Below are 26,361 nucleotides of genomic sequence, written 5' to 3'. Positions count from 1 at the left end.
GTGCGTATGTTTGAAGGTTTCGACGTCCAGGCGCTGCTTCCGTTCATCGCGGTCGGCTTTGCGGCACAAATCGTCGACGGCGCACTGGGCATGGCGTTCGGAGTCATCTCAAGCACCCTGCTGGTCAGCGTGCTCGGCGTGCCCCCGGCGACCGCATCGGCTGGCGTCCATCTTGCCGAATGCTTTACTACGGGCGTGTCCGGCATCAGCCATGCGCTGCACAAGAATGTGAAGTGGAAGCTGTTCTTCCGCCTGCTTGTTCCAGGCGTGATTGGCGGCGTGACCGGTGCCTATCTGCTCAGCACGCTCGATGCGTCGGTCACCCGGCCTTATGTCATGGCATATCTGGCAGCGATCGGCGTCTATTTGCTGTGGCGCGGCATCAGCTTTCCGACGCGCCATCATCGCGAGCCGAAGATCGTCGAGCCACTCGGCCTTGCCGGGGGCTTCCTCGATGCGGCCGGTGGCGGCGGCTGGGGGCCGGTGGTCACCAGCAACCTGCTGATACAGGGGACCCAGCCCCGCTACACCATCGGCACGGTCAACAGCGTCGAGTTTTTCCTGACCCTGTCGGTATCGATCACGTTCATCTTCCACCTTGGATTCTCGGCATTTACCGAGGCGGTGGTGGGCTTGCTGATCGGTGGTGTGATCGCCGCTCCGTTCGGTGCGATCCTTGCCAAGCGCGTCCCGACCAAGACGTTGCTGATCCTCGTCGGCATCGTCCTGACGCTGACCAGCAGCTACAGCGTCTATCGCGCGGTCACCTGACAATCGATCAATCGCACTCGATTGAGTGATTTGATCGATCAGCAACAGCGACTCTTCCAATTTGGATGTGCCGCGCCGCACCCTATATGCGGCATTGCACAAGCTGCACTGCACCATCCAAAGGAGAACAAAAATGGCGCTCATCGGAAGCGAGCTGAAGCCGTTCACGGCAACCGCGTTCAAGGAAGGCAAGTTCGTCGAGGTTACCGACGCCGACGTGCGCGGCAAGTGGGCGGTGTTCTTCTTCTATCCGGCCGACTTCACCTTCGTCTGCCCGACCGAGCTGGAGGACCTGGCCGACATCTACCCGACCCTGCAGAAGATGGGCGTCGAGGTCTATTCGGTGTCGACCGACACGCATTTCAGCCACAAGGCATGGCACGATACCTCGCCCGCGATCGGGAAGATCAACTATTACATGCTGGGCGATCAGAACCACACGCTTTCGAAGAATTTCGACGTGTTGCGTGAGGGTCAGGGCCTCGCGGATCGTGGTACGTTCGTGATCGATCCGGAAGGCGTGATCCAGCTGGTCGAAATCACGAGCGAAGGCGTCGGCCGCAACGCCGCCGAACTGCTCCGCAAGATCAAGGCTGCGCAGTATATCGCGGCGCATCCGGGCGAAGTCTGCCCGGCCAAGTGGGAAGAGGGCGAAACCACCCTCGCCCCGTCGCTCGACCTCGTCGGCAAGATCTAAGCCGGACGCATTCTCGCACCCGCCCCTCCCCCAGTATGGCGGGTGCGAACGCGGCCCGGGGCAGTCCTTCCCGATGCCCCGGGCCGTTTTGATTTCAGTTCAAGGAGTTTCCCGATGCTCGACGCGCACCTCAAGCAGCAGCTCGAAGGCTATCTCGTCCATATCCGTGAGGCGATCGAACTCGTCGCGAGCCTTGGCGACGATGCGAAGTCGCGCGAGCTCGAAGGTCTCCTCACCGAAATCGCGGGCCTGTCGGGCAAGATCACGCTGATCCGCAAGGATGACGACAAGCGCACCCCCAGCTTCATGATCCGCCGCGCGGGCACCGACATCGGCGTGCGCTTCGCCGGCATCCCGATGGGGCATGAATTCACCAGCCTTGTGCTCGCCCTGCTCCAGGTCGGCGGCCACCCGTCCAAGGCGGCGCAGGACGTGATCGAAGCGGTCAAGGGCCTCGACGGCGATCTCCACTTCGAAACCTATTTCTCGCTCAGCTGCCAGAACTGCCCCGACGTGGTGCAGGCGCTCAACCTGATGGCGGTGCTCAACCCCAGGATCAGCCACGTCGCGATCGACGGAGCGCTGTTCAAGGAAGAGGTCGATGCACGCCAGGTTCTTGCTGTCCCCACCGTCTATCTGAATGGCGAGCTGTTCGGATCGGGCCGGATGGAGCTGGAGCAGATCGTCGCCAAGCTCGACAGCGGTGCCGAAGCCAAGGCGGCCGAGAAGCTCGCGGCGAAGGAGCCGTTCGACGTCCTCATCGTCGGCGGCGGCCCCGCGGGTGCGGCGTCGGCGATCTATACCGCGCGCAAGGGCCTGCGCGTCGGCATCGCGGCGGAGCGCTTTGGCGGCCATGTGCTCGACACGATGGGAATCGAGAATTTCATTTCGGTCCCCTACACCGAAGGCCCCAAGCTAGCCGCCCAGCTCGAAGGTCACGTCAAGGAAAACGGCGTCGACATCATGAACCTGCAGCGCGCCGAAAAGCTGATCCCGGCTGCGCGTGAGGGTGGGTTGCACGAGGTCGTGCTGGCGAATGGCGCAAGCCTGAAGGCGAAGACGGTCATCCTGTCGACCGGCGCGCGCTGGCGCCAGATGGGCGTGCCCGGCGAAGACGAATATCGCAACAAGGGCGTGGCGTACTGCCCGCACTGCGACGGCCCGCTGTTCAAGGGCAAGCGCGTCGCGGTGATCGGAGGCGGCAATTCGGGCGTTGAGGCAGCGATCGATCTGGCCGGCATCGTCGGCCACGTCACGCTGATCGAATATGACAGCCAGCTGCGCGCCGACGCGGTGCTTCAGCGCAAGCTCGGCAGCCTGTCGAACGTCCAGGTCATCACTTCGGCGATGACGACGCGAGTGAACGGCGCGGAAAAAGTGACCGGCCTGACGTACAAGGACCGCAACACAGGCGTCGAGCACGACATCGCGCTAGAGGGCATCTTCGTTCAGATCGGCCTCGTCCCCAACACCGAATGGCTCAAGGACAGCGTCGCGCTCACACCGCGTGGCGAGATCGAGATCGATGCGCGCGGCGAAACCAGCCAGCCGGGCATCTTCGCCGCCGGCGACGCCACTACCGTACCGTACAAGCAGATCGTGATCGCGATGGGTGCAGGCTCGACCGCCGCCTTGTCGGCCTTCGACTATCTCATCCGGCTCCCCGCCGAAGAGATCGAGGCCGCGGCTGCCTGACCCGGATGACGCCGCCCCTGCAGAATGCGGGGGTGGCGTTATCGCGAATGTCACTTATATCCGCGCTATCAATCGATTGGATCGATCATGGCGCAGACCTACCTCCCGACGCTCAAGCAGTTGCAATATCTGGTCGCGCTCAAGGATAACGGCCATTTCGGACGCGCCGCCGAGGCATGCTTCGTCACCCAATCGACCCTGTCGGCAGGCCTGCGCGAACTCGAAACGCTGATCGGAGTCGTGCTGGTCGAGCGCACCCGGCGCGTCGTCCGCTTCACGCCATTGGGCGAGCGAATCGTCGACAAGGCACGCCGCGTGCTGCGGGAGGCGGATGAGCTAGCCGACCTCGCCCGCGCGGCCGGGCGCCCCCTGTCGGGCGAGATGCGGATGAGCGTGATCCCGACCATCGCCCCGTTCCTGCTGCCGCGCATCCTGCCGCGGCTCCGCCGCGACTATCCCGATCTCAAGCTGTTCCTGCGCGAAGAGCCCAGCGGCGCTGCGTGCGAGAGCCTGCACACCGGTCGCACCGATTGCGTCCTGCTCGCCCTCCCCTATGCCTGTGGCGATGTCGAAACCGCGCCGCTGTTCGACGACCGCCTGTTCGTTGCCTTCCCCGAGGGTGAATATGAACCCGATCATGCCAGCGTGAGCGCCAGCGAGATCGACGAGACGCGCCTGCTGTTGCTCGAAGACGGGCATTGCCTGAAGGACCACGCGCTTGCCGCGTGCAACCGTCCGGAACTGCGTGCTGAAGCGACGATGCTGGGCACATCGCTGCATACGATGGTACAGATGGTCGACAACGGCCTGGGCGTGACGATGCTGCCGGAAATGGCGATCGACGCCGGCATCCTCGACCACACTCACATCACCGCACGCCCCCTCCAGGCCGAAAATCCGTCGCGCCGCATCGCTCTGGTCTGGCGCAAGGCCAGCCCGCGGGAACGGGACTTCAGGCTGCTGGCGGAGGTGCTGGCGCAGGCGGGGACGGGTAGCGCCTAAACGGTCCAGCGCGCCGACGCCTCCGAGTCGCTCTCCCGCGCATCGACCCAGCCGACAGCCGCTCCGCGATGCTCCCGCTTCCAGAATGGCGCGTCGGTCTTGAGCCGGTCGATCAGGAACGCGCACCCCTCCAGCGCCGCGCCGCGATGCGCAGCTGCAGTCGCGACGAGCACGATCCGCTCGCCCGGCTCCATCGGCCCCACACGATGCACGATCACCGCCGAAACAAGGTCCCAGCGTGCCATCGCCTGCTCGGCCAGATCGCACAGCACTGCCTCGGTCATCCCCGGATAATGTTCGAGCTCGAGGCAAGTGACGCCGTCGTCGCCCCGCACGACCCCGATAAAGCTCGCGATGCCGCCTGCGCCGGTTTCCTCGATTCCCGCCAGTTCGATTCCGACGTCGATCGGCGCGGTGTCGACCGAGACGCGGATCATCCGCCGGTCACGGGGGGGAAGACCGCGACCTCGCGCGCGGCGCCGAGTTCGCTGTCGAGCGCCACGAATCGCTGATCCACCGCAGCGCGCAGCCGTGTGATGTCGGCAAATGCCCGCGCATGTGCGTCGCTACACCCGCGCAGCCAGTCGATCAGGTCGGCAACGGTTCGCACCGCCTCGGGCGGCCGCACCTCTTCCTCGCCCGTCCCGATCGTCTCGCGTACCCAGGCGAAGTACAGCAGCCGCATCAGCTGTCCATGTGCCGCAAGCCGACGCGCAGATAGTCCCATCCGGTGATCAGCGTCAGCGCCGCCGCCGCCCATAGCATCGCCAGGCTGACGTCATGGACCCAGCCCCATCCCGGCAGCGCTCCGGCGAGAATTAGTCCGCCGAGCGAGGTCAACTGCAGTGCCGTCTTCCACTTGGCCAGCGCCGACACTGGCACCGACACCTGGATCCCGCCCAGAAACTCGCGCAGACCCGACACCGCAATCTCGCGCAACAGGATCACCAGCGCGGCGATCATGTGCACCCCGGGAATCAGTTCCTTGGCGCAGAGGATCAGGATCACCGCGGCAACCATGATCTTGTCCGCGATCGGATCGAGAAACACGCCGAGTTTAGATACCGTCCCGCGCGACCGCGCGAGATAGCCGTCGAAATAGTCGGTGATGCCCATGAGGCAGTAGGTCGCGAAGCCGAGCGCATATCCCGCCTCCCAACGCGGCCACCACAGGAAGAAGACCAGCAGCGGCACGGTGACGATTCGCGACAGCGTCAGGACGTTAGGCAGCGTCAGCATCCCTTGCCTCTAGCACCGCACGCCGCCGTGATCATCCCCTGTTGGCAAAACGATATCCGGTTGCCGCACCCCGTACCGCCCGGCTATGCGTGCGCCAGTTTTGACGGACGAAGGCCCGCCACGCATATGAACAACGCGCTCGGACTGCTCAAAGAGCGCCGGTTTCTCCCTCTTTTCGTCACGCAGTTCCTGGGGGCGTTCAACGACAATCTGTTCAAGACCGCGATGGTCCTGTTCGCCACCTATCAGGTGCTGAACAACCCGGAGACGGAGTTCGTCTTCAACGCGCTCGCCACCGGCGCTGCGCTGTTGCCGTTCGTGCTGCTCTCGGCATTGTCCGGCCAGCTTGCCGACACCTATGACAAGGCGCAGATCATCCGGTGGGTGAAGACCGCCGAAATCGGGATCATGCTCTTTGGCGGATGCGGCATCATCGTTGCCCATTTTGGCTATCCGATGGTCGGGGTCGGCATGATGCTGGGTGCAGTGCTGATGCTGGGCACGCACTCCACCTTCTTCGGCCCGATCAAGTATGCGATCCTGCCGCAGCATCTGAAGGAAGACGAAGTCCTCGGCGGCACCGGCATGGTCGAGGCCGCGACCTATCTCTCGATCCTGCTTGGCACCGTGGTGGCCGGCTGGGTCTCGATCGAAACCGCCGGCTGGCTGACGCTGATCGTCGCGGTGATCGGTTGGTTCACCGGCCGCATGGTTCCAGCAGCACCGCGGCAGGGGGCGAAGCTCAAGCTCAATTTCAACCCCTTTACCGCCTCCTGGCGACTGATCGCCAACACGATGCACATCCCCCGCCTGTTCTGGTCGATCTGCGCGATCAGCTTCTTCTGGACGATGGGGGCGGTGCTGATCGTGATCTTCACGCCGCTCGCCAAGAACGTGCTGACCTCCACCAAGGAAGTCGCCAGCCTGATGATCGCGATCTTTTCGGTCGGCGTCGCGATCGGTTCGGTGATCATCAACGCGATGCTGAAGGGCGAGATTTCGGCGAAATGCTCACCCGCATCGGTCATCGCGATGGCGGTGTTCATCGTCGGCTTCTCGTTCGAATCGCGCTTCTGGATTCCTGCCGCGCCGGGTCAGTTCTACGATATGGCCGAGTTCATGGTGATGCCCCAAGCCTGGCTGGTGCTGGTCACCCTGATGGCTATCGCCATCGCCGGCGGGATGTTCGTGGTGCCGCTCTACGCCTTTCTCACGACCACCGTGACCAAGGACCAGACCGCCCGCACCGTGGCAGCGAACAACATCGTCAACGCGTTCGGCATGGTGCTGGGCGCACTGCTCGTCATCGCGATTAACAGACTGCGCGTCGAGCCGGCGGACCAGCTTCTCTTCGTCGCCGGCATGGCGATCATCTCTGCCTGGATCGCCCAGAGGCTGCACCGCGCCTGTGATTGACGCGGGGCGGAGCGTTCAGAAAATGAACGTATAGATACAGACGAAGAACGCCGTGAAGCTCATGGCGAAGAGCTTGAGGTCGCCATCATCCTCCCTGCGGCGCACCTGCGCGCGTACGTGCGGAAGATTGGCCCGAAAGGGGTGGCTTCGGCTGGCGCCGGTCAGGATGAGTTCGCGTCGCATGGCCAGAAGTTAACGCGCCGTTTACACTTTCGGCTATCCCTAAAGCATCGTTAACGCCTGTGCCGATGCGGGACGCGCGGAGGACCGCGCCAATCTTCAATGGGCAAAGAAAAGGCCGGCAACGCAATGCGCTCCGGCCTGTTTCTTAGGACGAATGGTGGAGCCGAGGGGGATCGAACCCCTGACCTTCGCAATGCCATTGCGACGCTCTCCCAGCTGAGCTACGGCCCCATCCGTTCCGGGAAGGCGATGGCCTTTAGCAGCCACCGCGCGGTGTGCAACCGCTTTTTCGCAGATTTCAGCTTTCTTCTTCGTCGTCCGCAGTGGCGACGCCCAGATCGTCATCGCCGCCCAGATCGACGTCGTCGTCGGGCGAACCCTCCGCATCCTCGTCGATGTCCAGATCTTCGTCACCCAGATCCGTATCGTCCTTCTTGACCTTCTCGATATCGGCCTTGGCCGCTTCGAACGGCAGCGGCTGCTTCGACTTCAGAATCGGCTCAGGCTCCCATGCATAGCCGCAGCTGATGCAGGTGACCGGCTCTTCCTTGGTCAGATCATAAAAGCGCGTCGCGCATTTCGGGCAGGTCCGCTTCGTGCCCCATTCCGGCTTCACCATGTGCCGCTCTATGCCTTTTCGTTCGAATTTACAGGGATGACGGGAAACTAGTCCGCGTTGAAGTGGCGCGCGCCTTGCCATAGCGCAAGCCCCCTGTCAAAGCCGCGACCAATGAGCGCACATTCTCCCCTCCCCCTCGCCATTTCCGCCCGCGGCCCGTTGCGCGGCACCGTCACCGTTCCGGGCGACAAGTCGATCAGCCACCGCTCGCTGATGTTTGCCGGGCTCGCAATTGGCGAAAGCCGGATCGAGGGGCTGCTGGAGGGTGAGGACGTTCTCGCCACCGCCGCCGCGATGCGCGCGATGGGGGCCACGATCGCGCGGGATGCGGACGGCATCTGGCACGTCGCCGGAGTCGGGGTCGGCGGGCTCCTCCAGCCGCAGACCGCGCTGGAGATGGGCAATTCCGGTACGTCGACCCGGTTGCTGATGGGCCTGGTCGCCAGTCACCCGATCACCGCGACCTTCACCGGCGACGCGTCGTTGTCGAAGCGCCCAATGGGCCGCGTGATCGATCCGCTGTCGGCGATGGGGGCGGAATTCACCTCCAGCCCGGGCGGGCGCCTCCCGCTCACCATGCGCGGCCTCTGCCCCGCCATACCGATCGACTATACGCTCCCGGTGGCGTCGGCGCAGGTCAAGTCGGCGGTGCTGCTCGCTGGCCTCAACACCCCCGGCATCACCCGCGTGATCGAGCCGGTGTCGACCCGCGACCATAGCGAACGGATGTTGCGCGGGTTCGGGGCCGAATTGACGGTCGAGGAAAGCCCGCAGGGCCGGGTCATCGCGATTCGCGGCGAAGCGGAATTGAAACCGCAACAGATCGTGGTCCCCGGCGACCCCTCGTCGGCAGCCTTCTGGATGGTGGCCGCATCGATCGTGCCGGACTCCGACATCGTTATCGCCAATGTCGGCATGAACCCGACCCGCACCGGCATCATCACCGCGCTCAGGATGATGGGTGCCGACATCACCGAACACAACGCGCGCGATGTGGGTGGAGAACCCGTCGCCGACCTCCAGGTCCGCCACGCGCCGCTGACCGCGATCGAGGTGCCGCCGGACCTCGCTCCAAGCATGATCGACGAATATCCCGTATTGTTTGTCGCCGCCGCCTTTGCCAGCGGTCGCACCGTTGCGCGCGGGGCCGAAGAACTGCGCGTCAAGGAATCGGATCGAATCGCAGCGATGGTCGCGGCGCTTGCCCCCAACGGCGTGCAGCTCGAAGAGTTCGAGGACGGCCTCGCCATCCACGGCAATGGCGGCGACCCGCTACCCGGCGGTGCACAGATCGCCTCGAATCTCGATCATCGTATCGCGATGAGCATGGCGGTGGCTGGACTCTGCGCACGCGAAGCGGTGACGATCGACGACGCCAGTCCGGTGGCCACCAGCTACCCGGGCTTCTTCCCCACCCTCGACCGACTGACCGACCACCAGCCATGATCATTGCCGTCGACGGCCCCGCTGCATCCGGCAAGGGCACCATCGCCCGTGCCCTTGCCCGCCATTACGCGCTCCCGCATCTCGACACGGGCCTGCTCTATCGCGCCGTCGCGGCCACCGTGCTGCGCGAAGAGCTGGACCCGGCGCAGGAGGCGGATGCCGTGGCCGCGACCAGCTTCGACGATCTTCTGCTCGCCGACGAGTGGCTGCGCACGGATGCGGTCGGACAGGCCGCGTCGGTCGTGTCGGCGCATCCGCTCGTGCGATCGGCATTGCTTCAGCGGCAGAAGCGCTTCGCCGCCCAGCCCGCCGGCGCGATCCTCGACGGGCGCGACATCGGCACGGTGATCGCGCCCGACGCCGACGCCAAGCTGTTCGTCAAGGCAACCCCGATGATCCGCGCGCGCCGCCGCCATGCCGAATTGCGCAAGGGCGGATCGTCGGTCAGCCTCGATCGCGTGCTCGCCGATATCCGAACCCGCGACGATCGCGACAGCAAGCGGACCGAAGCACCGCTGATCGCCGCGCCCGACGCGGCGGTGCTGGACACCAGCTTCCTGTCGATCGAGGCGGCAGTGCAAAAGGCGATTGAGCTGGTCGATGCGCAGCTGGCGCAGAAGGCGCAAGCGCGCTGATCTATTGCGCGGGAGCCTGTGTCGCGCGCGCGCTCATCTCCGCCAGCATCTCGATCTGGATCAGCGCCCGGGCGATGTCGGCGCGGTAGCTTGCACGCTCCGGTGTCAACGCATAGGCGCGGCGCAGCAGTGGGATCGCCGCCTGCGCCTTCCCGGCACGGGCCTGTGCCATGCCGAAGAAGAAATATGGGCCGGGATGCTTGGGCGCCAGCGCCGTAGCCCGGCGAAACGCCAGCGCGGCTGCTGGGGACATCGTGCCCTGATCCGCTTCGATCAAGGTCATGCCTAGCCACGTCCACAGCGCTGCATTCTGCGGCTGCTGACGCACGGCGCCAAGCATGATCCGTGCAGCGCTGTCGGGATTGCCCGAGCGGATCAGCGCATCAGCGGGAAAGAACGCCGTGTCGAGCGCGGTGAACCGCCCGAACATCGCCCCGCGCAGCTCGCGCATCCGTGCGATGCCTTCGTCATCCACCGCAATGCCCTTGCTTGCGATCGGCGCGCCGGCAAGGCCGGGCCGCGCCTGCAATGCATATCCGGTCGCGCCCAGCATCAGCGCCGCCGCGCCAAAGCTCCACAAGGTCCGTGGCACGCCGAACAGCGCCAGCAAGCCGAACGCAATGGCGCCGACCAGCCCGAGCATGATCCACCCCATCATCCGCGCCTCCAGCGAAAACTGCCACGCGCGATCCACCCCCCGAGCGCCAGCAGCAACAACGGCGCCAGCCACAGTGGCGCGGTCGCCCAGCTCAGCGGCGGATCGTAGGTCACATAGCTGCCATAGCGTTCGATCAGCCAGTCGCGCACCGCGTCCGGCTTTTCGCCCGCCGCAATCTTCTGGCGGACGATGCGGCGCATGTCCGCCGCCATCGACACATCGCTGTCGGCGATCGACTGGCCCTGGCACACCAAGCAGCGCAGCTCGAACATGAGCTCGGTCGCCGCCTCTTCCTGTTGGGCGTCGGGCAGCTGGCTATAGCCAAGATCGACGGGCGCTGCCGCCGTTGCGAGCGCGATGGCCAGCATCACGCTCATCGTGCAGCCTCCAGCGCGGCGAGCAGCTTGGGCACGTCGTCCTCGCGAATGTCACCGATATGCTGCATCGCGATCCGGCCCTGCCCGTCGATCACGAAGGTTTCGGGGACACCCGACGATCCGATCCCGATCTGCACCGCGCGCTGACGATCGTCGCCGATCCGCGCATAGGGATCGCCATGGCGCGCCAGAAACGCTGCCACTGCTTCCGGCGTATCCGCGATGGCCACCGCGTCGATCTCTACCCCGGCCGCCTTGAGCTGCATCAGCTGCGGCGCTTCCGCGATGCACGGCACGCACCAGCTGGCAAAGACGTTGAGCAGCCGCGGCCTGCCGGTTGCCAGGTCCGCACGGCGCAGTCCCGGCTTGCCCTGCACCATCGCCGGCAACGCGAATTCGGGCAGCGGCTTGCCCACCAATGCGGACTTGACCACCGCTTCACCGGTCCCGCGCAGGCCATACACCGCGACCGCAATCAGCGCGGCAAAGCCGACCAGCGGCAGCCACAATTTCCAGCGGCTCATTCTGCCTCCTCCCGCCGCCGCGTATTGCGGCGCTCGCGGAACAGCCGTCCGAACAGCGACAGCGCGCCACCGAGCGCGATCAGCCCGCCCCCAAACCAGATCAGCGTCACGAACGGCTTCCACCACAGCCGCAGCTGCCAGCGACCCTGCGCATCCTGCTCGCCCAACACGGCATAAAGCTGCCCGTTCCAGCGCGTCTTGATCGCCGCCTCCGCCGTGTCCGTCGGGGGCGAGGAATAGAAGCGGCGTTGCGGGCGCAGCAGTGTCGTCGGACCGTCGCCACGCTGCGCGGTCAGCCGTCCCTCGACCGCCGACCAGTTATCGCCGATGGCCGGGCCAACGCCGTCCAGCACCACGCGCCACGGACCAACCTGATATGTCTGGCCATAGACCGCCGCGACCAGCCGCTCCTTGGTGAACGCACTGTCCGCCGCCATCCCGGCGAGGCTCACCGCCACCCCGAAATGCGCGACCACCATGCCCCAGGTGAACAGCGGCGTGCGCAGAAGGTTGCGCTTCCACAGCGGCGCGAAGCTCGCCACCGACAACCCGGCGGCAAGGCCCAGCGCGACCAGTTCCATCCAGCCGGTCTCCGGCGCCAGCACGAACGCCGCGCCCATCGCCAGCATCGTCGCTGCGATCGGCACCGTCAGCTTCCCCAGCACCGCATTGGCGTCGTCGCGCCGCCATTTGAGCAGCGGCCCCGCCGCCATCGCCGCGATCAGGATCAACGCAATCGGCCCGCTGGTCTTGTTGAAGAAGGGCGGCCCGACCGATAGCTGCTCGCCCATCGCCTGCGCCGCGATCGGATACAGCGTTCCGATCAGCACAATCCCCAGGATCACGGTGAGCAGCAGGTTATTCAGCACCAATCCACCCTCACGGCTCAGCGGATCGAAGCCCTGTCCCGCCCGCACCGTCCCCGCCCGCAGCGCGAACAGCAGCAGTGAACCACCGATGTAGAGCGCCAGCAGGACGAGGATGAACGACCCGCGCGTCGGATCGACCGCGAACGCATGCACGCTGGTCAGGATGCCCGACCGCACCAGGAACGTGCCCAGCATCGACATCGAGAAGGCGACCACCGCCAGCATCAGCGTCCAGGCTCGCAGGCCATCGCGCGCGGCCAGCACATTGACCGAATGGAGCAAAGCCGTCGCCGCGAGCCACGGCATCAGCGAGGCATTTTCAACCGGGTCCCAGAACCACCAACCACCCCAGCCCAGCTCGTAATAAGCCCAATAGCTCCCCGCCGTGATCCCGATCGTGAGAAACACCCACGCTGCCAGCACCCAGGGCCGCATCGCGCGCGCAAAGGCCGGGCCGACCATGCCAGTCACCATCGCGCCGACCGCAAAGGAAAAGGCGACCGACAGCCCGACATAACCGAAATAGAGCGTGGGCGGGTGGAAGGCGAGACCGGGATCCTGCAGCAACGGGTTGAGCCCCAGCCCATCCATCGCCGCCGGATCGAGCCGCGCAAACGGGTTCGATGCGATCAGAAGAAAGGCATAGAAGCCCAGCGCGATCGCCGCCTGCGCCGCCAGCGTCGCGGTCAGCGTCGCACGGTCGAGCTGGCGCTCCAGTAGCGCAATTGCCCCGCCCGACAGTGCGAGCACCGTGACCCACAGCAGCATCGAGCCTTCATGGTTCCCCCATGCGCCCGCGATCTTGTAGAGCATCGGCTTGGCCGAATGGCTGTTCTGCGCGACCAGCAGCACCGACATGTCCGACTGAACGAACAAGGTGATCAGCAGGACGAACGAGAGGGCCGCGAGCAGCCCCTGCACGATCGCGACCGGGCGCACTGCCGCGATCAGGTCGCCGCCCGATGCGCGCCCCTGCATTCGCAGCCCCAGCCCCGCCGCAAGCAACTGGAGCAACGCCAATGCCGCTGCGAACCACAGTGCAGCAAGGCCGGCCTCGGCAATCATCGCGTCATAGTCTCCGGTGGCGGCATCTTGTCGGCAATCTCGGGCGGCATGTAGCGCTCGTCATGCTTGGCGAGCAGATTGTCGGCGGTGAAGCTGCCGTCCGGCTCGAACTTGCCTTCGGCGACCACGCCGGAATTTTCCTTGAACAGGTCCGGCGCCACGCCGGTAAAGCGCACCGGCACGGTCCCGCCATTATCCGCGACGATGAAAGTGATGGTCACGCCGTCGGCCAGCTTCTTGATGCTGCCCGCCTGCACCATCCCGCCCAGCCGTACTGCCCTGCCCGGCTCGGGCGTCTTCGTCGCAAGATCGCTGGGCGTGTAGAAGAATGCCGCTTCGTCGCGCAATGCCGACAGCGCCAAGCCGCTCGCCCCGCCGATCGCGGCAAGCGCGAGCAGGCCGAGCATCAGCCGCTGGTGCTTCGCCTTCATCGCCGGTCCCTCAGTGCGTCTGCGGCCGCCTCGGCTCGCCGCATTGCCCGCAAGCTGAGCAGCGTCAGCCCCCCGATCCCTGCGATAACGGCGGCATAAGCGGCGACGATGAATGGCCAGTGGTTCATGTCGCGAGCCTCCGCATCCGCGCCTCCACGCGCTGCTCCGCCAAAATCGCGCGCATCCGAATGAGCACGATCCCGCCGAACAGCAGCGAAAAGCCGGGCAGCGTAAGCAGCAGCGGCCACAGCATCGAATCGTCGATGGTCGATTTGGTCAGCGTCAGGCTTTGCCCTTGGTGCAACGTGTTCCACCACACTACCGAATAGCGGATGATCGGCAGCAGCACGGTCCCCGCGATCCCGAACAGCGCCGGAATGCGCCCGTCCCCGCCCCGCTCGCGATCTGCCCGCTCCAGTGCGATCCACGCGATATAGATGAAGAACAGCAACAGCATCGACGTCAGCCGCCCGTCCCATTGCCACCAGGTGCCCCAGGTCGGCCGGCCCCAGATCGATCCGGTGATCAGGCATAGTGCGGCAAACACAGCCCCTATCGGTGCCGTCGCGCGCGCCGCGACCATCGCGAGCGGGTGCCGCCAGACCAGATAGGCAAAGCATGCGATCGCTAACGCGCTCCACCCGCCCATGCCCAGCCAGGCACTCGGCACATGGATATACAGGATGCGGACGCTTTCCTTCTGCAGATAGTCCGGCGGGGTCTGCGTAAGGCCGCCCCAGGCACCGACAAGCGTCAGCAGCAGCCCACTCCAGAACAGGATGGGCGTCAGCGGGCGCGCGATCTTCAGGAAGCGCGTGGGGTTGGCGAGTGCGTGGATCACGGCGTTTCGCCGCTCTTAAGCGGATTCGCCGACAAGTCCAAACGCGATATGCAGCGCGCGCCGCGTGATCAACCGATCAGCGCCTCGAACTCGTCCTCGCTCAGCGGGATCTGGAATTCCAGGCCGGCTTCGAAATCATTCGACCACACCACCCGCGCCGCCCAATGGCCAACATGTGGCAGCGTCAGCCAGATCACCGAATCACGGCGAAGCTCCGAATAGGTCTCGATCTTCGCGCCATGGGTGGACAGGTCGACGACTTTGCACAAAGCGCGATCCAATCCGCCGCGACCGACCTTCGCGTCGAGCGATACGGGCGCGCGTGGCGCGCGTCGGCGGCCCAGCACTGCCGGTTCGAATTCTGCTGTGAAACTGCGCTTGCCGGTGAAAGCCATGGACGCAGCCTAGGTCGCGATGGCTAACGCCGCGTTAACGGCTTCCCCAACGGCAAACGGCCCGCCCCGGAACGCCGGGACGGGCCGTGCTATCGGTTTCGGCCGGGCATCACGCCCGCACCGCTCACTTCTTGGAGAGCGACAGACCACCGAAGCGCTTGTTGAAGCGCGCAACCTGACCGCCGCTATCGAGCATCTGGCCGCGGCCGCCGGTCCATGCCGGGTGCGCCAGCGGGTCAATTTCCAGCTGCATCAGATCGCCTTCCTTGCCCCAGGTCGAACGCGTCTCATAGACGGTGCCATCGGTCATCTGGACCTTGATCATGTGATAATCGGGGTGCGTATCGGGCTTCACGTATCTGTTCCTTGAATTGAGCGCCGGTTTCCGACCGGCAACAAGAAGGCGCGGCCCCTAACAGAGCCGCGCCAGTCTTGCAATGGACTTCGGGAGCGTCCCGCTGACGCTGCGCCGAACTAAGCGCTGGGCGGGTCCGCGATCATCGCGGTGAACTCGCACTCGGTTGCAAGGTCGTCGCCCAGATACGCCCTGCCCGCGAACTTGCAGATCCGCGCGCGCTTCTGGACGAACGCGACCTCCAGCCGCAGCAGCACGCCCGGCTCGACCGGCTTGCGGAACTTCACGCCGTCGATCGACATGAAATAGACCAGCTTGCCGGTGCCTGCGAGGCCAAGGCTCTCGACCGCGAGCACACCCGCGGCCTGTGCCAGCGCCTCCACCTGGAGGACGCCCGGCATGATCGGCCTTCCCGGGAAATGCCCCTGGAAGAACTCTTCGTTGATTGACACCGCCTTGATCGCGACGATGCGCTCGTCGGGGATCAGCTGCTCGACCCGGTCGACGAGCAGCATCGGGTAGCGATGCGGCAACGCCGCCATCACCCGCGTCACGTCGAGCGGGCCGATGGCGGCCTTTCCTTCGGCGGCGTCGCTCACCGGCCGGTGGGTGCCGGCTGGGTCGGCGCGGGCTGCTGCGGCGCAGGCTGCTGCGGCGGCGGGGCAACCGTCTGAACGCTCGGCAGCTGCTGGTTCAGCGCAGCCAGCACCGCGTCGGTAATGTCGATATTGGTCGCCGAATACAGCGTCGAATCCTTGGCCATCGCGACATGCGCACCGCGCTGCTGCGAAATCTGCTCGATCACCGGGATCATCCGCTGTGCGACCTGCTGGTTCACATACTGAACGTTGCGCTGGAACGTCGCCTGGCGCTCGTTGAACTGCTGCTGGGCGGTCTGCTGACGCTGCTGGAACGCCTGGATCCGCGCGGTCAGCGCCGCATCGGGCTTGCCATTGGCCGCCTTGAGCGCAGCCTGCAGGGCGGTTTCCTCGGTCTGCAGCGGGGTGGCCTGCTGCTGCGCGAACTGCTGCAACTGGGTGCGCTGCGCCTGAAGCTGCTGCGACGCAGCGGTGCACGCGGTGCAGGTGCTCATGATCCGATCGACATCGACGATCGCGACCTTGGTGTCGACGAGCGCCTGCGCTGCAGCCGCGCCGGCGCCCAGGGTGGCGCCCGCGACCGCAACCGCGGCGAGAATGGTTTTGGTGTTACGCATCAGAATGCAGTCCCTACGTTGAATGTGAAGAGCTTGGTGTCGTCACCCTTCTGGGTGAGGAAGGCATGGGCGAGGTCGAGCCGCAGCGGTCCGAACGGCGAGTTCCAGTTGACGCCGATACCGACCGACAGGCGCGGCTTGGGCGAGTTGCCCAGGAAGAACTCCTGAAACGGATCGGTCTGGATGTTGTACCGCGTGTTGATCGATGTGCCCGAGCACGCGCCGCCAAGCGTCGCCGAATAGCCGACGGTACAGGTCGTCAACGCACCGGGCGCGACCGAGTCGCCCAGCGACACGGCGTAGAGCGGCAAGCTCTGCCCGTTGACGACGACCGACTGTGGCGTCTGGATCGGTAGCAGCGACGGCGAGCCGTCGGCGTTGAACAGCGGATTGCCGGACGAGTCCGTGGCCTGTGTGAACGTTGCGGTCTTGTTCGGCTCGCGCACGCCCCAGTTGGCACCGGCCATGAAGAAGATCGACGGGCGGATGCCCATTTCACGCGCACCCGCACCCAACGGGATCTCCAGCTCCAGCTTGCCGAGATAATAGGCCCGGCCGCCGATCGCGTCGTCGAAAATCTGGTCTTCGTCGGTGATCAGCTTCTGGTTCCCGCCAGCCACGCTGCCCGTATAGCCGACGCGCTGAATGCGCGGGCCGACGCCACGGATGTCGAAGCCGCGGAACTGCGGCTCACCCAGGAAGTAGCGGTCGGTGATGCGGACCGGATCGACGCCAGCCGCCGAATCCTCGAGGCTGTGGATATAGCCACCCTCAAGCCCGGCGGAGAAAATGAACCCGCTGCCGATGTCCCAATATTTGTCGCTGTCGAAACGACCGCGCAAATACTTCACATCGCCGCCAAGACCCGCAAAATCGGTACCGACCACCAGCCGCTGGCCGCGCGTCGGGCGGAGGCGGCTGTTCAGGCTGTCATAGATCAGCGACAGGCCCACGCTCGACGTCCAGCGCTTGCCCAGCGCCTCGCACAGATAGCGCCCGGCCTTGAGCGGATCGCACGCGCCGTCGGTGAAGAAGGTGCTTTCGTCGAGCGTCACCGAATCATGCGTCAACGAATAGCGGCCGGACAGCGTCCAGAATTCGGTGAGCGGTACGCCCAGCACGATCTGGCCGCCGGTCGACACCTGCTGGTACGTGGTGCGGCGATCGGTGCCGAGATAGTTGAACGAGTTATAGTCGCGACGGAAGATCGTGCCACCCAGCGCGACATTCTGGTCGAACAGATAGGGCTCGGTGAAGCCCAGCTCGACCGACTTCGAATAGCTCGAATAATCGGCTGAAAGGCGCAGGTCCTGGCCCTTGCCACGGAAGTTGCGCTGGCGCACCGATCCCTGGAAGATGAACCGCTCAAGGCTCGAGAAACCGGCCGAGAGCGTCAGCTCACCGGTCGACTTTTCCTCGACATTGGCCGTCAGGATCACGCGATCCGGCGCCGAGCCTTCCTTCTGCTCGATCTCGAACTTTTCGTTGAAATAGCCCAGCGAGTTGATGCGATCCTGCGACCGCTTGACCAGGAAGGTGTTGAACGCGTCGCCTTCGGCCAGACGCATTTCGCGGCGGATCACCTTGTCCTGTGTCTGGGTGTTGCCGGTAATGTCGATCCGCTCGACATAGGTGCGACGCGCCTCGGCAATGTTGAAGTTGATCGTCATCGTCAACTTCTCACGGTCGCGATTGAAGTCGGGACTGACATTGGCAAAGGCGTAACCGAACGCACCCGCCGTTTCCGACAGCTGGTCGATCGTGTCCTCGACCAGCTTGGCGTTGTACCAGTCCCCCTCCTTCATCGCGAGACCCTTGGCGAGCGCCTCGTCATCGAAATCGCGGATGTTACTGTCGACCGTGACCTTGCCGAATTTGTAGCGGGGCCCTTCCTCGATCACATAGGTGATGATGAAGTCGCGCTTGTCGGGGGTCAGTTCCGCCACGGCCGAAACGACGCGGAAATCGGCATAGCCTTGCGTCAGGTAGAATTGGCGCAGCTTCTGCTGGTCATAGGCGAGGCGGTCCTGATCATAGCTCGTGTTGGAGCTCATGATGCTGGTGATGCGCGCCTGCTTCGTCGCCATCTCGCCGCGCAGCTTGCCGTCGCTGAACTGCTCGTTGCCGATGATATTGATCTGGCGGACCTTGGACTTGGGCCCCTCGCGCACTTCGAACACGATATCGACGCGGTTCTGGTCGAGGCTGACCATCTTCGGCTCGACCGTGGCGGCAAAGCGGCCCTGGCGCCGGTACAGCTCCACGATGCGCGCGACGTCCGCCCGCACTGCCGTGCGGGTGAACATCTGGCGCGGGGCGAGCTTGATTTCCTTGACGATCTTGTCGTCCTTCAGGCGCTTGTTGCCCTCCAGGATGACGCGGTTGATCACCGGGTTCTCCCGCACGCGCAGCACGATATCGCCCGTCTCGACACCCTCGATCGTCACGTCGGCAAGCAGCTCGCTGGCCAGCACGTCGCGGATCGCCTGGTCAAGGCTTTCGGTCGTGTAGTTCTGGCCAACCCGCAGGCGCGTGTAGGACAGCACCGTCTCGGGCTCGAGCCGCTGCGTACCCTCCACCCGGAGCGAACGGATCGTGCGCGTCTCCGCCGCGACCGCCGGAGCGGGCTGCTGAGCGGCAGGCGCGGGCGCCGGGGCCTCCTGGGCCTGAGCGGCGGTGGCGAGCGCGAACCAGGTCGTGCCAGCCAGCAGAACCGCCGAGGCGCGCACGCCGAATTTCGTAACCTTGATAGCCGTCACCATCCCACCCCAGTCGGATCCAAGAGAATTTGGTCGGAAGCTTGCGCTCGTTCGCACGCCCTGCCCCAACCGGTTCAGCCGATCAACCCGGCCAGGCTTTTCCACACGCCAAATGCGCCCAGATCGTTGAATGTCACCAGCAGCATCAACGCCAGTATCGCCATCATTCCGCCGCGAAACGCCCATTCCATCACCTCAGGCTCGACGGGCTTCCGGCGCACCGCTTCGACGGCATAGAACAGAAGATGGCCGCCATCCAGCACCGGGACTGGCAACAGGTTGATGAATCCGAGATTAATCGAGATGAGCGCGGCCATGATGATGAACTGCTCGAAGCCGAGCGAGAGCATCTCCCCGGAAACCTTGGCGATTCGCAGCGGCCCACCCAGTTCGCTCACCGGCACGCGGCCCATGATCAGCTGGCCCAACCCATCGATCATCGTTTCGACCAGCGACACGGTGCGGTTAAACCCGACGACCGGCGCCTGCCAGAGCGAAACCGGCGTACGGACAATCTCGTCGCTCGGTGCAATGCCGAGGATTCCGCGGCTCGTCTCGTTACCGAACCGATCCTTCTCCACCCGGTGACCGATCACCGCCTCGGTGCTCGCCGGCTGCCCGTCGCGCACATAGTCGATCTGCACCTTCATTCCCGCGCGCAGCGAGGTGAAGCGCATCATGTCCTCGAAGGTTTCGACCTGCCGCCCGCCGATTGCGACGAAGCGATCACCCGGCTTGAGGCCCGCGGCAGCCGCCGGGGTGCCCGGCTGGATCGGCCCGGCCACGGCGGGCAGCTTCGCCTCGCCATAGGCAAAGGCGAACGCGCCGAGAATCGCGATGGCGACAATAAAATTGGTGATTGGCCCCGCGGCGACGACGATCGCGCGCTGCCACAAGGGCTTGGCCTGGAAGGTCTGCGCGCGCTCCGCGGCTGGCAGTGCCAGCCATTCGGGGCTCGGCTGACCCGCCGGGTTCATGTCGCCCGCAAACTTGACGTAACCGCCAAGCGGCAGCCATCCAAACTTCCACCGCGTACCACGCTTGTCGGTAAAACCCGCGACCTCGCGCCCGAACCCGATCGAGAACGCCTCGGCCTTGATCCCGAACCAGCGGCCGGCAGCGTAATGACCCAGCTCGTGCACGAAGACGAGCGGCCCGATGATCAGGATGAATGCGATCAGGTAAAGGAAGAAACCGGGATTTTCGGTCAAGCGACGCAGTCCTTCACACGCTCACCCGCCAAACTCCGCGCTTCCGCGTCGATCGCCAAAACCTGATCGAGCGTGTCCGGCGCGGCCGGGTCGTAGCGATTGAGGGTATCCGCAACGATTGCGGCAATTTCAAGAAAGCCGATCTGCCCCTTCAGGAATGCCGCGACCGCCACCTCGTTCGCCGCGTTCAGGATCGCCGGACGCGCTCCGCCCGCCGCCAATGCCTCGCGCGCCAGCTTCAGGCACGGGAAGCGCTCATAATCCGGCGCCTCGAAATCCAGGCGTCCGATGGTGGCAAGATCAAGGCGCTGGCACGGTGTCTCCATCCGTCGCGGCCACGCCAGCGCGTGCGCGATCGGCACGCGCATGTCGGGCGAGCCGAGCTGCGCCAACACCGACCCGTCGACATATTCGACCATCGAATGGATCACCGACTGGCGATGCACGATCACGTCGAGCTGTTCGACGCTCACCGGGAACAGGTGGAACGCCTCGATCAGCTCCAGACCCTTGTTCATCATCGTCGCCGAATCGACGCTGATCTTCGCCCCCATTGACCAGTTGGGGTGTGCCACCGCCTGTTTCGGGGTGATCGCGCGCATTTCGTCCAGCGTTCGCTCCCGGAACGGCCCGCCGCTGGCGGTCAGGATGATGCGCGCGATGCGGTCTGCGTTCTGCGTTTCAAGGCACTGGAACACGGCGTTATGTTCCGAATCAACCGGAAGCAGCGTCGCGCCGGTCGCAGCGGCAGCCTGCATCATCAGGTCGCCGGCGGAGACCAGCGACTCCTTATTGGCCAGCGCAACGGCCTGCCCGCTTTCCAGCGCCGCCAGTACCGGCTTCAGGCCCGCCGTCCCGACGATCGCCGCCATCGTCCAGTCCGCGCCCATGCGCGCGGCGTCGCACACCGCGTCCGGGCCGGAAGCGACTGCGATGCCCGTCCCCGCCAGCGCCTCGGCCAGCGCCTGATGGCAAGTCGGATCGGCGACCACCGCCAGCTTTGCCGACAGCCGCTTCGCCGCCGCCGCCAGCTTGGCGACGTCGCAATTGGCGGTCAGCGCGACGACTTCGAACGCTGTGGAATCGCGCTCGATCAGGTCGAGCGTGGAGGTGCCAACCGATCCGGTCGCGCCAAGAATGGTAACGCGTTTCATCAAATTCCCTGAATCACAACCAGCAGCGCAGCAACCGGCGCCACCGGCACCAGGCCGTCGAGCCGGTCGAGCACACCGCCGTGTCCGGGCAGCAACGTCCCCGAATCCTTCACCCCCGCGCGGCGCTTGAGGTGACTTTCGTACAGATCCCCCGCCTGCGCCAGCACTGCCAGCAACGGCGTCGCCAGCGCCAGCATCAGCGGCAGCCCCCAGTACGTCAGCAGCAGCGCAAAGCCGGTCGCGGCAACGACCCCGCCGATCAACCCGGCCCAGGTCTTGTTCGGGCTCACCTGGGGCATCAGCTTGGGCCCGCCGATCGCGCGCCCCGCGAAATAAGCCCCGATATCGCACGCCCACACCAGCGCCATTGCCCAAAACGAGAGCAGCAGCCCGCTCTCATGCTCGCGCACATACAACAGCGCGAGCACCGGCAAGCCGATATAGATGGCCCCCGCCCCCAGCGCGGGGCTGCGGGTCACGATGGCGAGGAAAAAGAACGCGGCCAGGATCAGCCCCAGCGCCAGAAAGCCGGGACCGGCGGCCAAGGGCGAGAGCATCGCCAGCGGCACCATCAGCGCATATTGCGCCAGCTTGCGCTGGCCGGCATCCGCGCCGTGCAGCCCACCCCATTCATGGATCATCGCCAGCGCGGCGAGCGTCACCAGCAGCCAAAAGGCGAACCCGCCGAACCACAGCGCGGCGGCGGCTACCGCTATCAGCACGGCGCCGACCACGGCGCGCGTGCCCAGATCGGCGTTGCGGCGGGGCGGGACCGGCGTCACAGCCCCCCAAAGCGGCGATGCCGCCGCCCGAATTGCGCGATGGCGTCGGCCAGCGCCGCACCATCGAAATCCGGCCAAAGCGTGTCGACGAACAGCAACTCGGCATAGGCCGCTTGCCACAACAGGAAGTTCGACAGCCGCTGCTCGCCCGACGTGCGGATCAGCAGATCGAGCGGGGGCAGGTCATGCGTGGTCAGCGCATCGCTGAACATCGCCTCGTCGATCGCCTCCGGCGCCACCTCACCCGCCTTGGCCGCGCTGGCCAGCCGCCGCACGGCCGCGACGATCTCCGCCTGCGCGCCATAGTTGAGCGCGATCACCAATGTTGCCCCGGTGTTGACCGATGTCCGCGCGATCGCGTCGTCGATCATTGCGACCAGATCGGCCGACAGCGCATGATAATCGCCAATCACGCGCAACCGCACATTCTCGGCGACCAAATCCTTGAGCTCGTTCTTCAGGAAATGGCGCAGCAACCCCATCAGGTCGCGCACTTCCCCCTCGGGGCGCCGCCAATTCTCCGAGGAAAAGGCGTAAAGCGTCAGGACCTCGACGCCCTGCTCGCGCGCGGCCTTCGACACGCGGCGCACCGCTTCGACGCCCTGCTTGTGCCCGGCAATGCGCGGCAGCCGCCGGGCTTTCGCCCAGCGACCATTGCCGTCCATAATGATGGCGACATGGCGGGGAACGGCCCCGCCTTCCGGCCCAGCCGGAAGAGGCGCGGAGGCCGCAGTCACTTGCCGAGAATTTCCTTTTCCTTCGCCGTCGCGGCCGCGTCGATCTCCGCGATCGTCGCATCGGTCAGTTTCTGGACGTCCGCCTCATGGCGCTTGCGGTCATCCTCGCCGAACTCGCCCTTCTTCTCGTCGGTCTTCAAGCTGTCCATGCCGTCGCGGCGGACGTTGCGCACCGCAACACGCGCGGCTTCGGCATATTTGCTGGCGAGCTTGGCCAGTTCCTTGCGCCGCTCCTCGGTCAAGTCCGGGATCGGCAGGCGCAGATTCTGCCCGTCGACGATCGGGTTGAGGCCCAGTCCGGCCGAACGGATCGCCTTGTCGACCGGGCCGACATTCGACTTGTCCCACACCTGCACCGACAGCATGCGCGGCTCGGGCGCCGACACCGTCGCCACCTGGTTGAGCGGCATGTGCGACCCGTAAACCTCCACTGTCACCGGCTCGAGCAACGTGGTGCTCGCGCGCCCGGTGCGCAGCCCGCCCAGGTCATGCTTCAGCGATTCGACCGCGCCGGTCATGCGGCGCTCCAGATCGGCCTTGTTATATGCGGCCATAGGTCAGGTTCCTCTTATTCTGTCTTAACTTAAGCGGTTACGGGCTGGTTGCGGACGATGGTCGAGGTACCCTCACCACGCAAGACCGCTTCCAAAGTGCCCTCGTCGCGGATGTTGAACACCACGATTGGAATGTCATTGTCGCGGCACAGAGCGACCGCGGTCGCGTCCATCACCTTGAGGTTATCGACCAGCACGCGGTCGAACGTCAGTTCCTCGTAACGGGTCGCGCCCGCCACCTTCTTGGGGTCGGCATTGTACACGCCATCGACGCTGGTGCCCTTGAACAGCGCGTCGCAATTCATCTCGGCCGCACGCAGCGCGGCGGTGGTGTCAGTGGTGAAGAACGGCAGGCCCGTGCCCGCGGCAAAGATCACGACACGGCCCTTCTCCATATGCCGCATCGCCTTGCGCCGGATATAGGGCTCGCTGACCGATGCCATCGGGATCGCCGACTGGACGCGCGTATCGACGCCGAGCCGCTCCAGCGTGTTCTGCATCGCCAGCGCGTTCATCACGGTGGCGAGCATGCCCATATAATCGGCGCTCGCCCGCTCGAATCCCTGCGCCGCACCGGCCAGGCCACGGAAGATGTTGCCGCCGCCGACCACCATGCAGATTTCATAGCCCGCCTCGGTCGCCGCCTTCACCTCGCGCGCGACGCGCTCGCAGGTGGCGGGATCGATCCCGAACTGCCCCTGCCCCATCAGCACTTCGCCGGAGAGTTTGAGGAGGATGCGTTTGAAGCGTGGCGCGGTCATCTGGCCCTAATGTCTGTCAGCGGTTGGGAGCGGCGCGGACCTTAGGCGCGGGCGCGTGCGAAGCCAAGCGGGGAAACCGGCCCACGCAACATGCCGCCCTGTTCAGGGCCGGGGTACGATCACCAGCTTGTACGGGATGTAGAGCATCACGTCCGACGGCCCGGCCCGCGTCCACAAGACCGGCATATTCAGCCCCTCGATCGTGACCGCATAGCCGGTGCCCATCCGTTCGGACAGCACCCGCGCGTCGGCCATCACGCTCTCGGCGATCTGAAGCCGATACTGGTCCGGCCCGACAATCGAGAGCGACGAATCCCCGCTGATATCCATTTGCGCGCGCCCCACTTCCGGCACTGCATCGACATAGGCTTGGACGCGCTTTTCGGCGCTCGCGCCGCTCTCCTTGCCGCCAAGCGGGGCCTTGACCAGAAATCCGACCTTCTGGCTGTCGGGACGATTGTCGTTGGATAGCGTCACCTCATCGAGGTTGGCCACGGTTAGCGGTGTTAGGATATAGTCGCCGAACGCCAGTTGGACGCCGTGCTTGCTCGCCATCTCCACCGCGCGCGCCAGCATCTGGCGAATCTCTGCCCCACGCAGCTTTGGATCCCGGGTATCGCCGCGGATCACGACCTCCTGAACCAGAAAGTCCGCGGTGCGACGCAGTCCGACCGCCGGCATGTCGCGCTCGTAACTGTCCTGCTCGACGCGGCTGCCGGTCACGACAACCTCCTGCGACGCCAGATCCTGCGCGAGAGCGGGCAGTGCCACGCTCAGCGCCAGCACTGAAAACAACGTCCTGATCACGGCCCCCTCCCCGATCCTTTGAAATGAAGAGCTTCTGCCTCGACCTTCGCCGAGTCAATCGGGCAGCTGGTCGGCGCGGGCGCAACCAAAAAGGGCGCGGCCATCGCTGGCCGCGCCCCCCTTGTTCGAACGGGTCGGACGATCAGCCGGCCGCAGCCGCCGTCGCCGCGACTTCTGCTGCGAAGTCGCTCTCTTCCTTCTCAATGCCTTCGCCGAGCTGGAAGCGGACATAGTCGACGAGCTTGATCGACGCACCGGCGTCCTTGCCGGCCTGCGCGATTACGTCGCCGACCGGGGTCTTGCCGTCCATGACGAACGCCTGGGTCAGCAGCGCGTTCTCCTTCTTGAACTTCTCGACCGGGCCGTTGAGGATCTTCGCGGCGACCTCTTCCGACTTGCCGACGATCTTGTCGGCGTTCTTCTCGCGCAGGATCGCGGCTTCGCGCTCGACGACCTCGGGGTCGAGGTCTTCGATCGACAGCGCCAGCGGGAACGCAGCGGCGATGTGCATCGCGATCTGCTTGCCCAGCGGCTCGAGCACGTCGACGCCGGCTTCGCTCTCCAGCGCGACCAGCACGCCGATCTTGCCCAGGCCCGGCGCTGCCGCGTTGTGGACATACGGGATCACCGCGCCGTCGGTCACTTCGACCTTCTTCGCGCGACGCAGCACCTGATTTTCGCCGATCGTGGCGATATTGGCGACCAGCACTTCGTCGATGGTGCCGCCGGTGATCGACGCAGCCTTTAGCGCTTCGACGTCATCGATGCCCTTCGCCAGCGCAACGCCGGTCACTTCGCGGACGAAACCCTGGAAGATCTCGTTCTTCGCGACGAAGTCGGTCTGCGAGTTGACCTCGACGGCCACGCCCTTGGTGCCTGCGACGGCGACGCCGACCAGGCCTTCTGCTGCGGTGCGGCTCGACTTCTTGGCGGCGGCGGCCAGGCCCTTCGAACGCAGCCAGTCGCTGGCCGCTTCGATGTCGCCATTGGTTTCGGTCAGCGCCTTCTTGCAGTCCATCATGCCGGCGCCGCTCTTCTCGCGCAGTTCCTTCACGGCTGCTGCAGTGATCTCGGCCATGTCTAATTCCTCGTGTCTAAGCGGTTTGCTTCAAATATGGTGCGGGCGGGACAAAGCTGAAACGCCCTGCCCCGCCCCCATTAC

32 protein-coding genes and 1 tRNA gene are annotated in these 26,361 nt (G+C 65.3%); 7 read left to right on the top strand and 26 right to left on the bottom strand.

Annotated elements, in window-relative coordinates; translation table 11 throughout:
* The first annotated feature begins 6 nt into the window (after nucleotides 1–6).
* The 4 genes from ACO05N_RS13195 to ACO05N_RS13180 all read left to right on the top strand — a co-directional run bounded on the left by ACO05N_RS13195 (nucleotide 7) and on the right by ACO05N_RS13180 (nucleotide 4,165).
* Nucleotides 7–771, top strand: coding sequence for a sulfite exporter TauE/SafE family protein (locus ACO05N_RS13195; RefSeq protein WP_422057538.1), 765 nt, complete (start codon nucleotides 7–9; stop codon nucleotides 769–771).
* A gap of 133 nt (nucleotides 772–904) precedes the next feature.
* Nucleotides 905–1,468: an alkyl hydroperoxide reductase subunit C gene (ahpC, locus tag ACO05N_RS13190; RefSeq protein ID WP_066662779.1), complete on the top strand. Its 564-nt coding sequence runs from the start codon at nucleotides 905–907 to the stop codon at nucleotides 1,466–1,468.
* Between the two features lie 114 nt (nucleotides 1,469–1,582).
* Nucleotides 1,583–3,163 (top strand): alkyl hydroperoxide reductase subunit F, encoded by a 1,581-nt coding sequence (ahpF, locus tag ACO05N_RS13185; protein ID WP_422057537.1) that lies wholly within the window; start codon nucleotides 1,583–1,585, stop codon nucleotides 3,161–3,163.
* A gap of 87 nt (nucleotides 3,164–3,250) precedes the next feature.
* Entirely contained in the window at nucleotides 3,251–4,165 is a 915-nt protein-coding gene (locus tag ACO05N_RS13180; RefSeq protein ID WP_422057536.1) for a hydrogen peroxide-inducible genes activator, read from the top strand.
* On the opposite strand, the gene ACO05N_RS13175 is transcribed toward ACO05N_RS13180, so the two are convergent.
* From ACO05N_RS13175 to pgsA, 3 genes are read right to left on the bottom strand one after another with little or no spacing between them, the layout of a single operon-like run.
* Nucleotides 4,162–4,602 (bottom strand): molybdenum cofactor biosynthesis protein MoaE, encoded by a 441-nt coding sequence (locus ACO05N_RS13175; protein WP_422057535.1) that lies wholly within the window; start codon nucleotides 4,600–4,602, stop codon nucleotides 4,162–4,164. The two genes, ACO05N_RS13180 and ACO05N_RS13175, sit on opposite strands and share 4 nt — an antisense overlap.
* Nucleotides 4,599–4,850 (bottom strand): molybdopterin converting factor subunit 1, encoded by a 252-nt coding sequence (moaD, locus tag ACO05N_RS13170; protein ID WP_422057534.1) that lies wholly within the window; start codon nucleotides 4,848–4,850, stop codon nucleotides 4,599–4,601. The genes ACO05N_RS13175 and moaD overlap by 4 nt, the downstream gene beginning before the upstream one ends.
* Complete coding sequence (gene pgsA / locus ACO05N_RS13165) at nucleotides 4,850–5,404, bottom strand: CDP-diacylglycerol--glycerol-3-phosphate 3-phosphatidyltransferase (RefSeq protein WP_422057533.1); 555 nt, start codon at nucleotides 5,402–5,404, stop codon at nucleotides 4,850–4,852. The genes moaD and pgsA overlap by 1 nt, the downstream gene beginning before the upstream one ends.
* A 126-nt stretch (nucleotides 5,405–5,530) precedes the next feature.
* On the opposite strand from pgsA, the gene ACO05N_RS13160 reads away from it, so the two are divergent.
* Entirely contained in the window at nucleotides 5,531–6,820 is a 1,290-nt protein-coding gene (locus ACO05N_RS13160) for an MFS transporter (protein WP_422057532.1), read from the top strand.
* Between the two features lie 15 nt (nucleotides 6,821–6,835).
* On the opposite strand, the gene ACO05N_RS13155 is transcribed toward ACO05N_RS13160, so the two are convergent.
* The 3 genes from ACO05N_RS13155 to ACO05N_RS13145 all read right to left on the bottom strand — a co-directional run bounded on the left by ACO05N_RS13155 (nucleotide 6,836) and on the right by ACO05N_RS13145 (nucleotide 7,622).
* A complete protein-coding gene (locus tag ACO05N_RS13155; RefSeq protein WP_197424221.1) occupies nucleotides 6,836–7,003 on the bottom strand; it encodes a hypothetical protein in 168 nt (55 codons plus the stop codon).
* A 155-nt stretch (nucleotides 7,004–7,158) separates the two neighbouring features.
* A tRNA-Ala gene (locus tag ACO05N_RS13150) sits at nucleotides 7,159–7,234 on the bottom strand.
* A 67-nt stretch (nucleotides 7,235–7,301) separates the two neighbouring features.
* A complete protein-coding gene (locus ACO05N_RS13145; RefSeq protein WP_422057531.1) occupies nucleotides 7,302–7,622 on the bottom strand; it encodes a TIGR02300 family protein in 321 nt (106 codons plus the stop codon).
* Between the two features lie 111 nt (nucleotides 7,623–7,733).
* On the opposite strand from ACO05N_RS13145, the gene aroA reads away from it, so the two are divergent.
* Together aroA and cmk are read left to right on the top strand one after the other, a co-directional pair.
* Nucleotides 7,734–9,068, top strand: a complete 1,335-nt coding sequence (gene aroA / locus ACO05N_RS13140) for a 3-phosphoshikimate 1-carboxyvinyltransferase (RefSeq protein ID WP_422057530.1) — start codon at nucleotides 7,734–7,736, stop codon at nucleotides 9,066–9,068.
* Nucleotides 9,065–9,703, top strand: a complete 639-nt coding sequence (gene cmk / locus ACO05N_RS13135) for a (d)CMP kinase (protein ID WP_422057529.1) — start codon at nucleotides 9,065–9,067, stop codon at nucleotides 9,701–9,703. The genes aroA and cmk overlap by 4 nt, the downstream gene beginning before the upstream one ends.
* Nucleotide 9,704: 1 nt before the next feature.
* Here the strand turns inward: cmk and ACO05N_RS13130 are convergent, their stop codons facing one another.
* From ACO05N_RS13130 to tsf, 20 genes are all read right to left on the bottom strand, one after another.
* Nucleotides 9,705–10,361: a tetratricopeptide repeat protein gene (locus ACO05N_RS13130; RefSeq protein ID WP_422057528.1), complete on the bottom strand. Its 657-nt coding sequence runs from the start codon at nucleotides 10,359–10,361 to the stop codon at nucleotides 9,705–9,707.
* On the bottom strand, nucleotides 10,358–10,738 hold the full coding sequence (locus tag ACO05N_RS13125) for a cytochrome c-type biogenesis protein (RefSeq protein WP_422057527.1): 381 nt from the start codon (nucleotides 10,736–10,738) through the stop codon (nucleotides 10,358–10,360). The genes ACO05N_RS13130 and ACO05N_RS13125 overlap by 4 nt, the downstream gene beginning before the upstream one ends.
* Nucleotides 10,735–11,262: a DsbE family thiol:disulfide interchange protein gene (locus tag ACO05N_RS13120; RefSeq protein ID WP_422057526.1), complete on the bottom strand. Its 528-nt coding sequence runs from the start codon at nucleotides 11,260–11,262 to the stop codon at nucleotides 10,735–10,737. The genes ACO05N_RS13125 and ACO05N_RS13120 overlap by 4 nt, the downstream gene beginning before the upstream one ends.
* Nucleotides 11,259–13,196, bottom strand: a complete 1,938-nt coding sequence (locus ACO05N_RS13115) for a heme lyase CcmF/NrfE family subunit (protein ID WP_422057525.1) — start codon at nucleotides 13,194–13,196, stop codon at nucleotides 11,259–11,261. The genes ACO05N_RS13120 and ACO05N_RS13115 overlap by 4 nt, the downstream gene beginning before the upstream one ends.
* A complete protein-coding gene (gene ccmE / locus ACO05N_RS13110) occupies nucleotides 13,193–13,627 on the bottom strand; it encodes a cytochrome c maturation protein CcmE (protein WP_422057524.1) in 435 nt (144 codons plus the stop codon). The genes ACO05N_RS13115 and ccmE overlap by 4 nt, the downstream gene beginning before the upstream one ends.
* Complete coding sequence (gene ccmD / locus ACO05N_RS13105) at nucleotides 13,624–13,755, bottom strand: heme exporter protein CcmD (RefSeq protein ID WP_422057523.1); 132 nt, start codon at nucleotides 13,753–13,755, stop codon at nucleotides 13,624–13,626. Before ccmD ends, ccmE begins: the two co-directional genes overlap by 4 nt.
* The gene (gene ccmC, locus ACO05N_RS13100; RefSeq protein ID WP_422057522.1) at nucleotides 13,752–14,468 is read right to left on the bottom strand and encodes a heme ABC transporter permease CcmC; all 717 of its coding nucleotides are present in this window, start codon (nucleotides 14,466–14,468) and stop codon (nucleotides 13,752–13,754) included. Before ccmC ends, ccmD begins: the two co-directional genes overlap by 4 nt.
* Nucleotides 14,469–14,536: 68 nt before the next feature.
* Complete coding sequence (locus ACO05N_RS13095; RefSeq protein ID WP_422057521.1) at nucleotides 14,537–14,863, bottom strand: PilZ domain-containing protein; 327 nt, start codon at nucleotides 14,861–14,863, stop codon at nucleotides 14,537–14,539.
* Between the two features lie 124 nt (nucleotides 14,864–14,987).
* On the bottom strand, nucleotides 14,988–15,218 hold the full coding sequence (gene rpmE / locus ACO05N_RS13090; protein ID WP_066660932.1) for a 50S ribosomal protein L31: 231 nt from the start codon (nucleotides 15,216–15,218) through the stop codon (nucleotides 14,988–14,990).
* Nucleotides 15,219–15,337: 119 nt separating this feature from the next.
* The gene (fabZ, locus tag ACO05N_RS13085) at nucleotides 15,338–15,817 is read right to left on the bottom strand and encodes a 3-hydroxyacyl-ACP dehydratase FabZ (RefSeq protein WP_422057520.1); all 480 of its coding nucleotides are present in this window, start codon (nucleotides 15,815–15,817) and stop codon (nucleotides 15,338–15,340) included.
* Nucleotides 15,814–16,434, bottom strand: coding sequence for an OmpH family outer membrane protein (locus ACO05N_RS13080; RefSeq protein WP_422057519.1), 621 nt, complete (start codon nucleotides 16,432–16,434; stop codon nucleotides 15,814–15,816). The genes fabZ and ACO05N_RS13080 overlap by 4 nt, the downstream gene beginning before the upstream one ends.
* The gene (gene bamA, locus ACO05N_RS13075) at nucleotides 16,434–19,196 is read right to left on the bottom strand and encodes an outer membrane protein assembly factor BamA (RefSeq protein WP_422057518.1); all 2,763 of its coding nucleotides are present in this window, start codon (nucleotides 19,194–19,196) and stop codon (nucleotides 16,434–16,436) included. Before bamA ends, ACO05N_RS13080 begins: the two co-directional genes overlap by 1 nt.
* Nucleotides 19,197–19,267: 71 nt before the next feature.
* Nucleotides 19,268–20,404, bottom strand: a complete 1,137-nt coding sequence (locus tag ACO05N_RS13070; RefSeq protein ID WP_422057517.1) for a M50 family metallopeptidase — start codon at nucleotides 20,402–20,404, stop codon at nucleotides 19,268–19,270.
* Complete coding sequence (locus ACO05N_RS13065) at nucleotides 20,401–21,558, bottom strand: 1-deoxy-D-xylulose-5-phosphate reductoisomerase (protein ID WP_422057516.1); 1,158 nt, start codon at nucleotides 21,556–21,558, stop codon at nucleotides 20,401–20,403. The genes ACO05N_RS13070 and ACO05N_RS13065 overlap by 4 nt, the downstream gene beginning before the upstream one ends.
* Nucleotides 21,558–22,340 carry a phosphatidate cytidylyltransferase gene (locus tag ACO05N_RS13060; protein ID WP_422057515.1) on the bottom strand — a complete coding sequence of 261 codons (783 nt, stop codon included), beginning with the start codon at nucleotides 22,338–22,340 and terminating at the stop codon, nucleotides 21,558–21,560. The genes ACO05N_RS13065 and ACO05N_RS13060 overlap by 1 nt, the downstream gene beginning before the upstream one ends.
* A complete protein-coding gene (locus tag ACO05N_RS13055) occupies nucleotides 22,337–23,077 on the bottom strand; it encodes an isoprenyl transferase (RefSeq protein WP_422057514.1) in 741 nt (246 codons plus the stop codon). The genes ACO05N_RS13060 and ACO05N_RS13055 overlap by 4 nt, the downstream gene beginning before the upstream one ends.
* Nucleotides 23,074–23,631, bottom strand: a complete 558-nt coding sequence (gene frr, locus ACO05N_RS13050; RefSeq protein WP_422057513.1) for a ribosome recycling factor — start codon at nucleotides 23,629–23,631, stop codon at nucleotides 23,074–23,076. Before frr ends, ACO05N_RS13055 begins: the two co-directional genes overlap by 4 nt.
* Nucleotides 23,632–23,660: 29 nt before the next feature.
* Nucleotides 23,661–24,392: a UMP kinase gene (pyrH, locus tag ACO05N_RS13045; RefSeq protein WP_422057512.1), complete on the bottom strand. Its 732-nt coding sequence runs from the start codon at nucleotides 24,390–24,392 to the stop codon at nucleotides 23,661–23,663.
* Nucleotides 24,393–24,494: 102 nt separating this feature from the next.
* Complete coding sequence (locus ACO05N_RS13040; protein WP_422057511.1) at nucleotides 24,495–25,199, bottom strand: TonB-dependent receptor; 705 nt, start codon at nucleotides 25,197–25,199, stop codon at nucleotides 24,495–24,497.
* A gap of 142 nt (nucleotides 25,200–25,341) precedes the next feature.
* Complete coding sequence (gene tsf / locus ACO05N_RS13035) at nucleotides 25,342–26,277, bottom strand: translation elongation factor Ts (protein ID WP_422057510.1); 936 nt, start codon at nucleotides 26,275–26,277, stop codon at nucleotides 25,342–25,344.
* Nucleotides 26,278–26,361 lie beyond the last annotated feature (84 nt).

The sequence above is a fragment of the Sphingomonas sp. genome, assembly GCF_965227385.1.
Lineage (GTDB): Bacteria > Pseudomonadota > Alphaproteobacteria > Sphingomonadales > Sphingomonadaceae > Sphingomonas.
The sequence above is the reverse complement of the archived record's forward strand: the minus strand, read 5'-3'. Positions and strand labels throughout refer to the sequence as shown.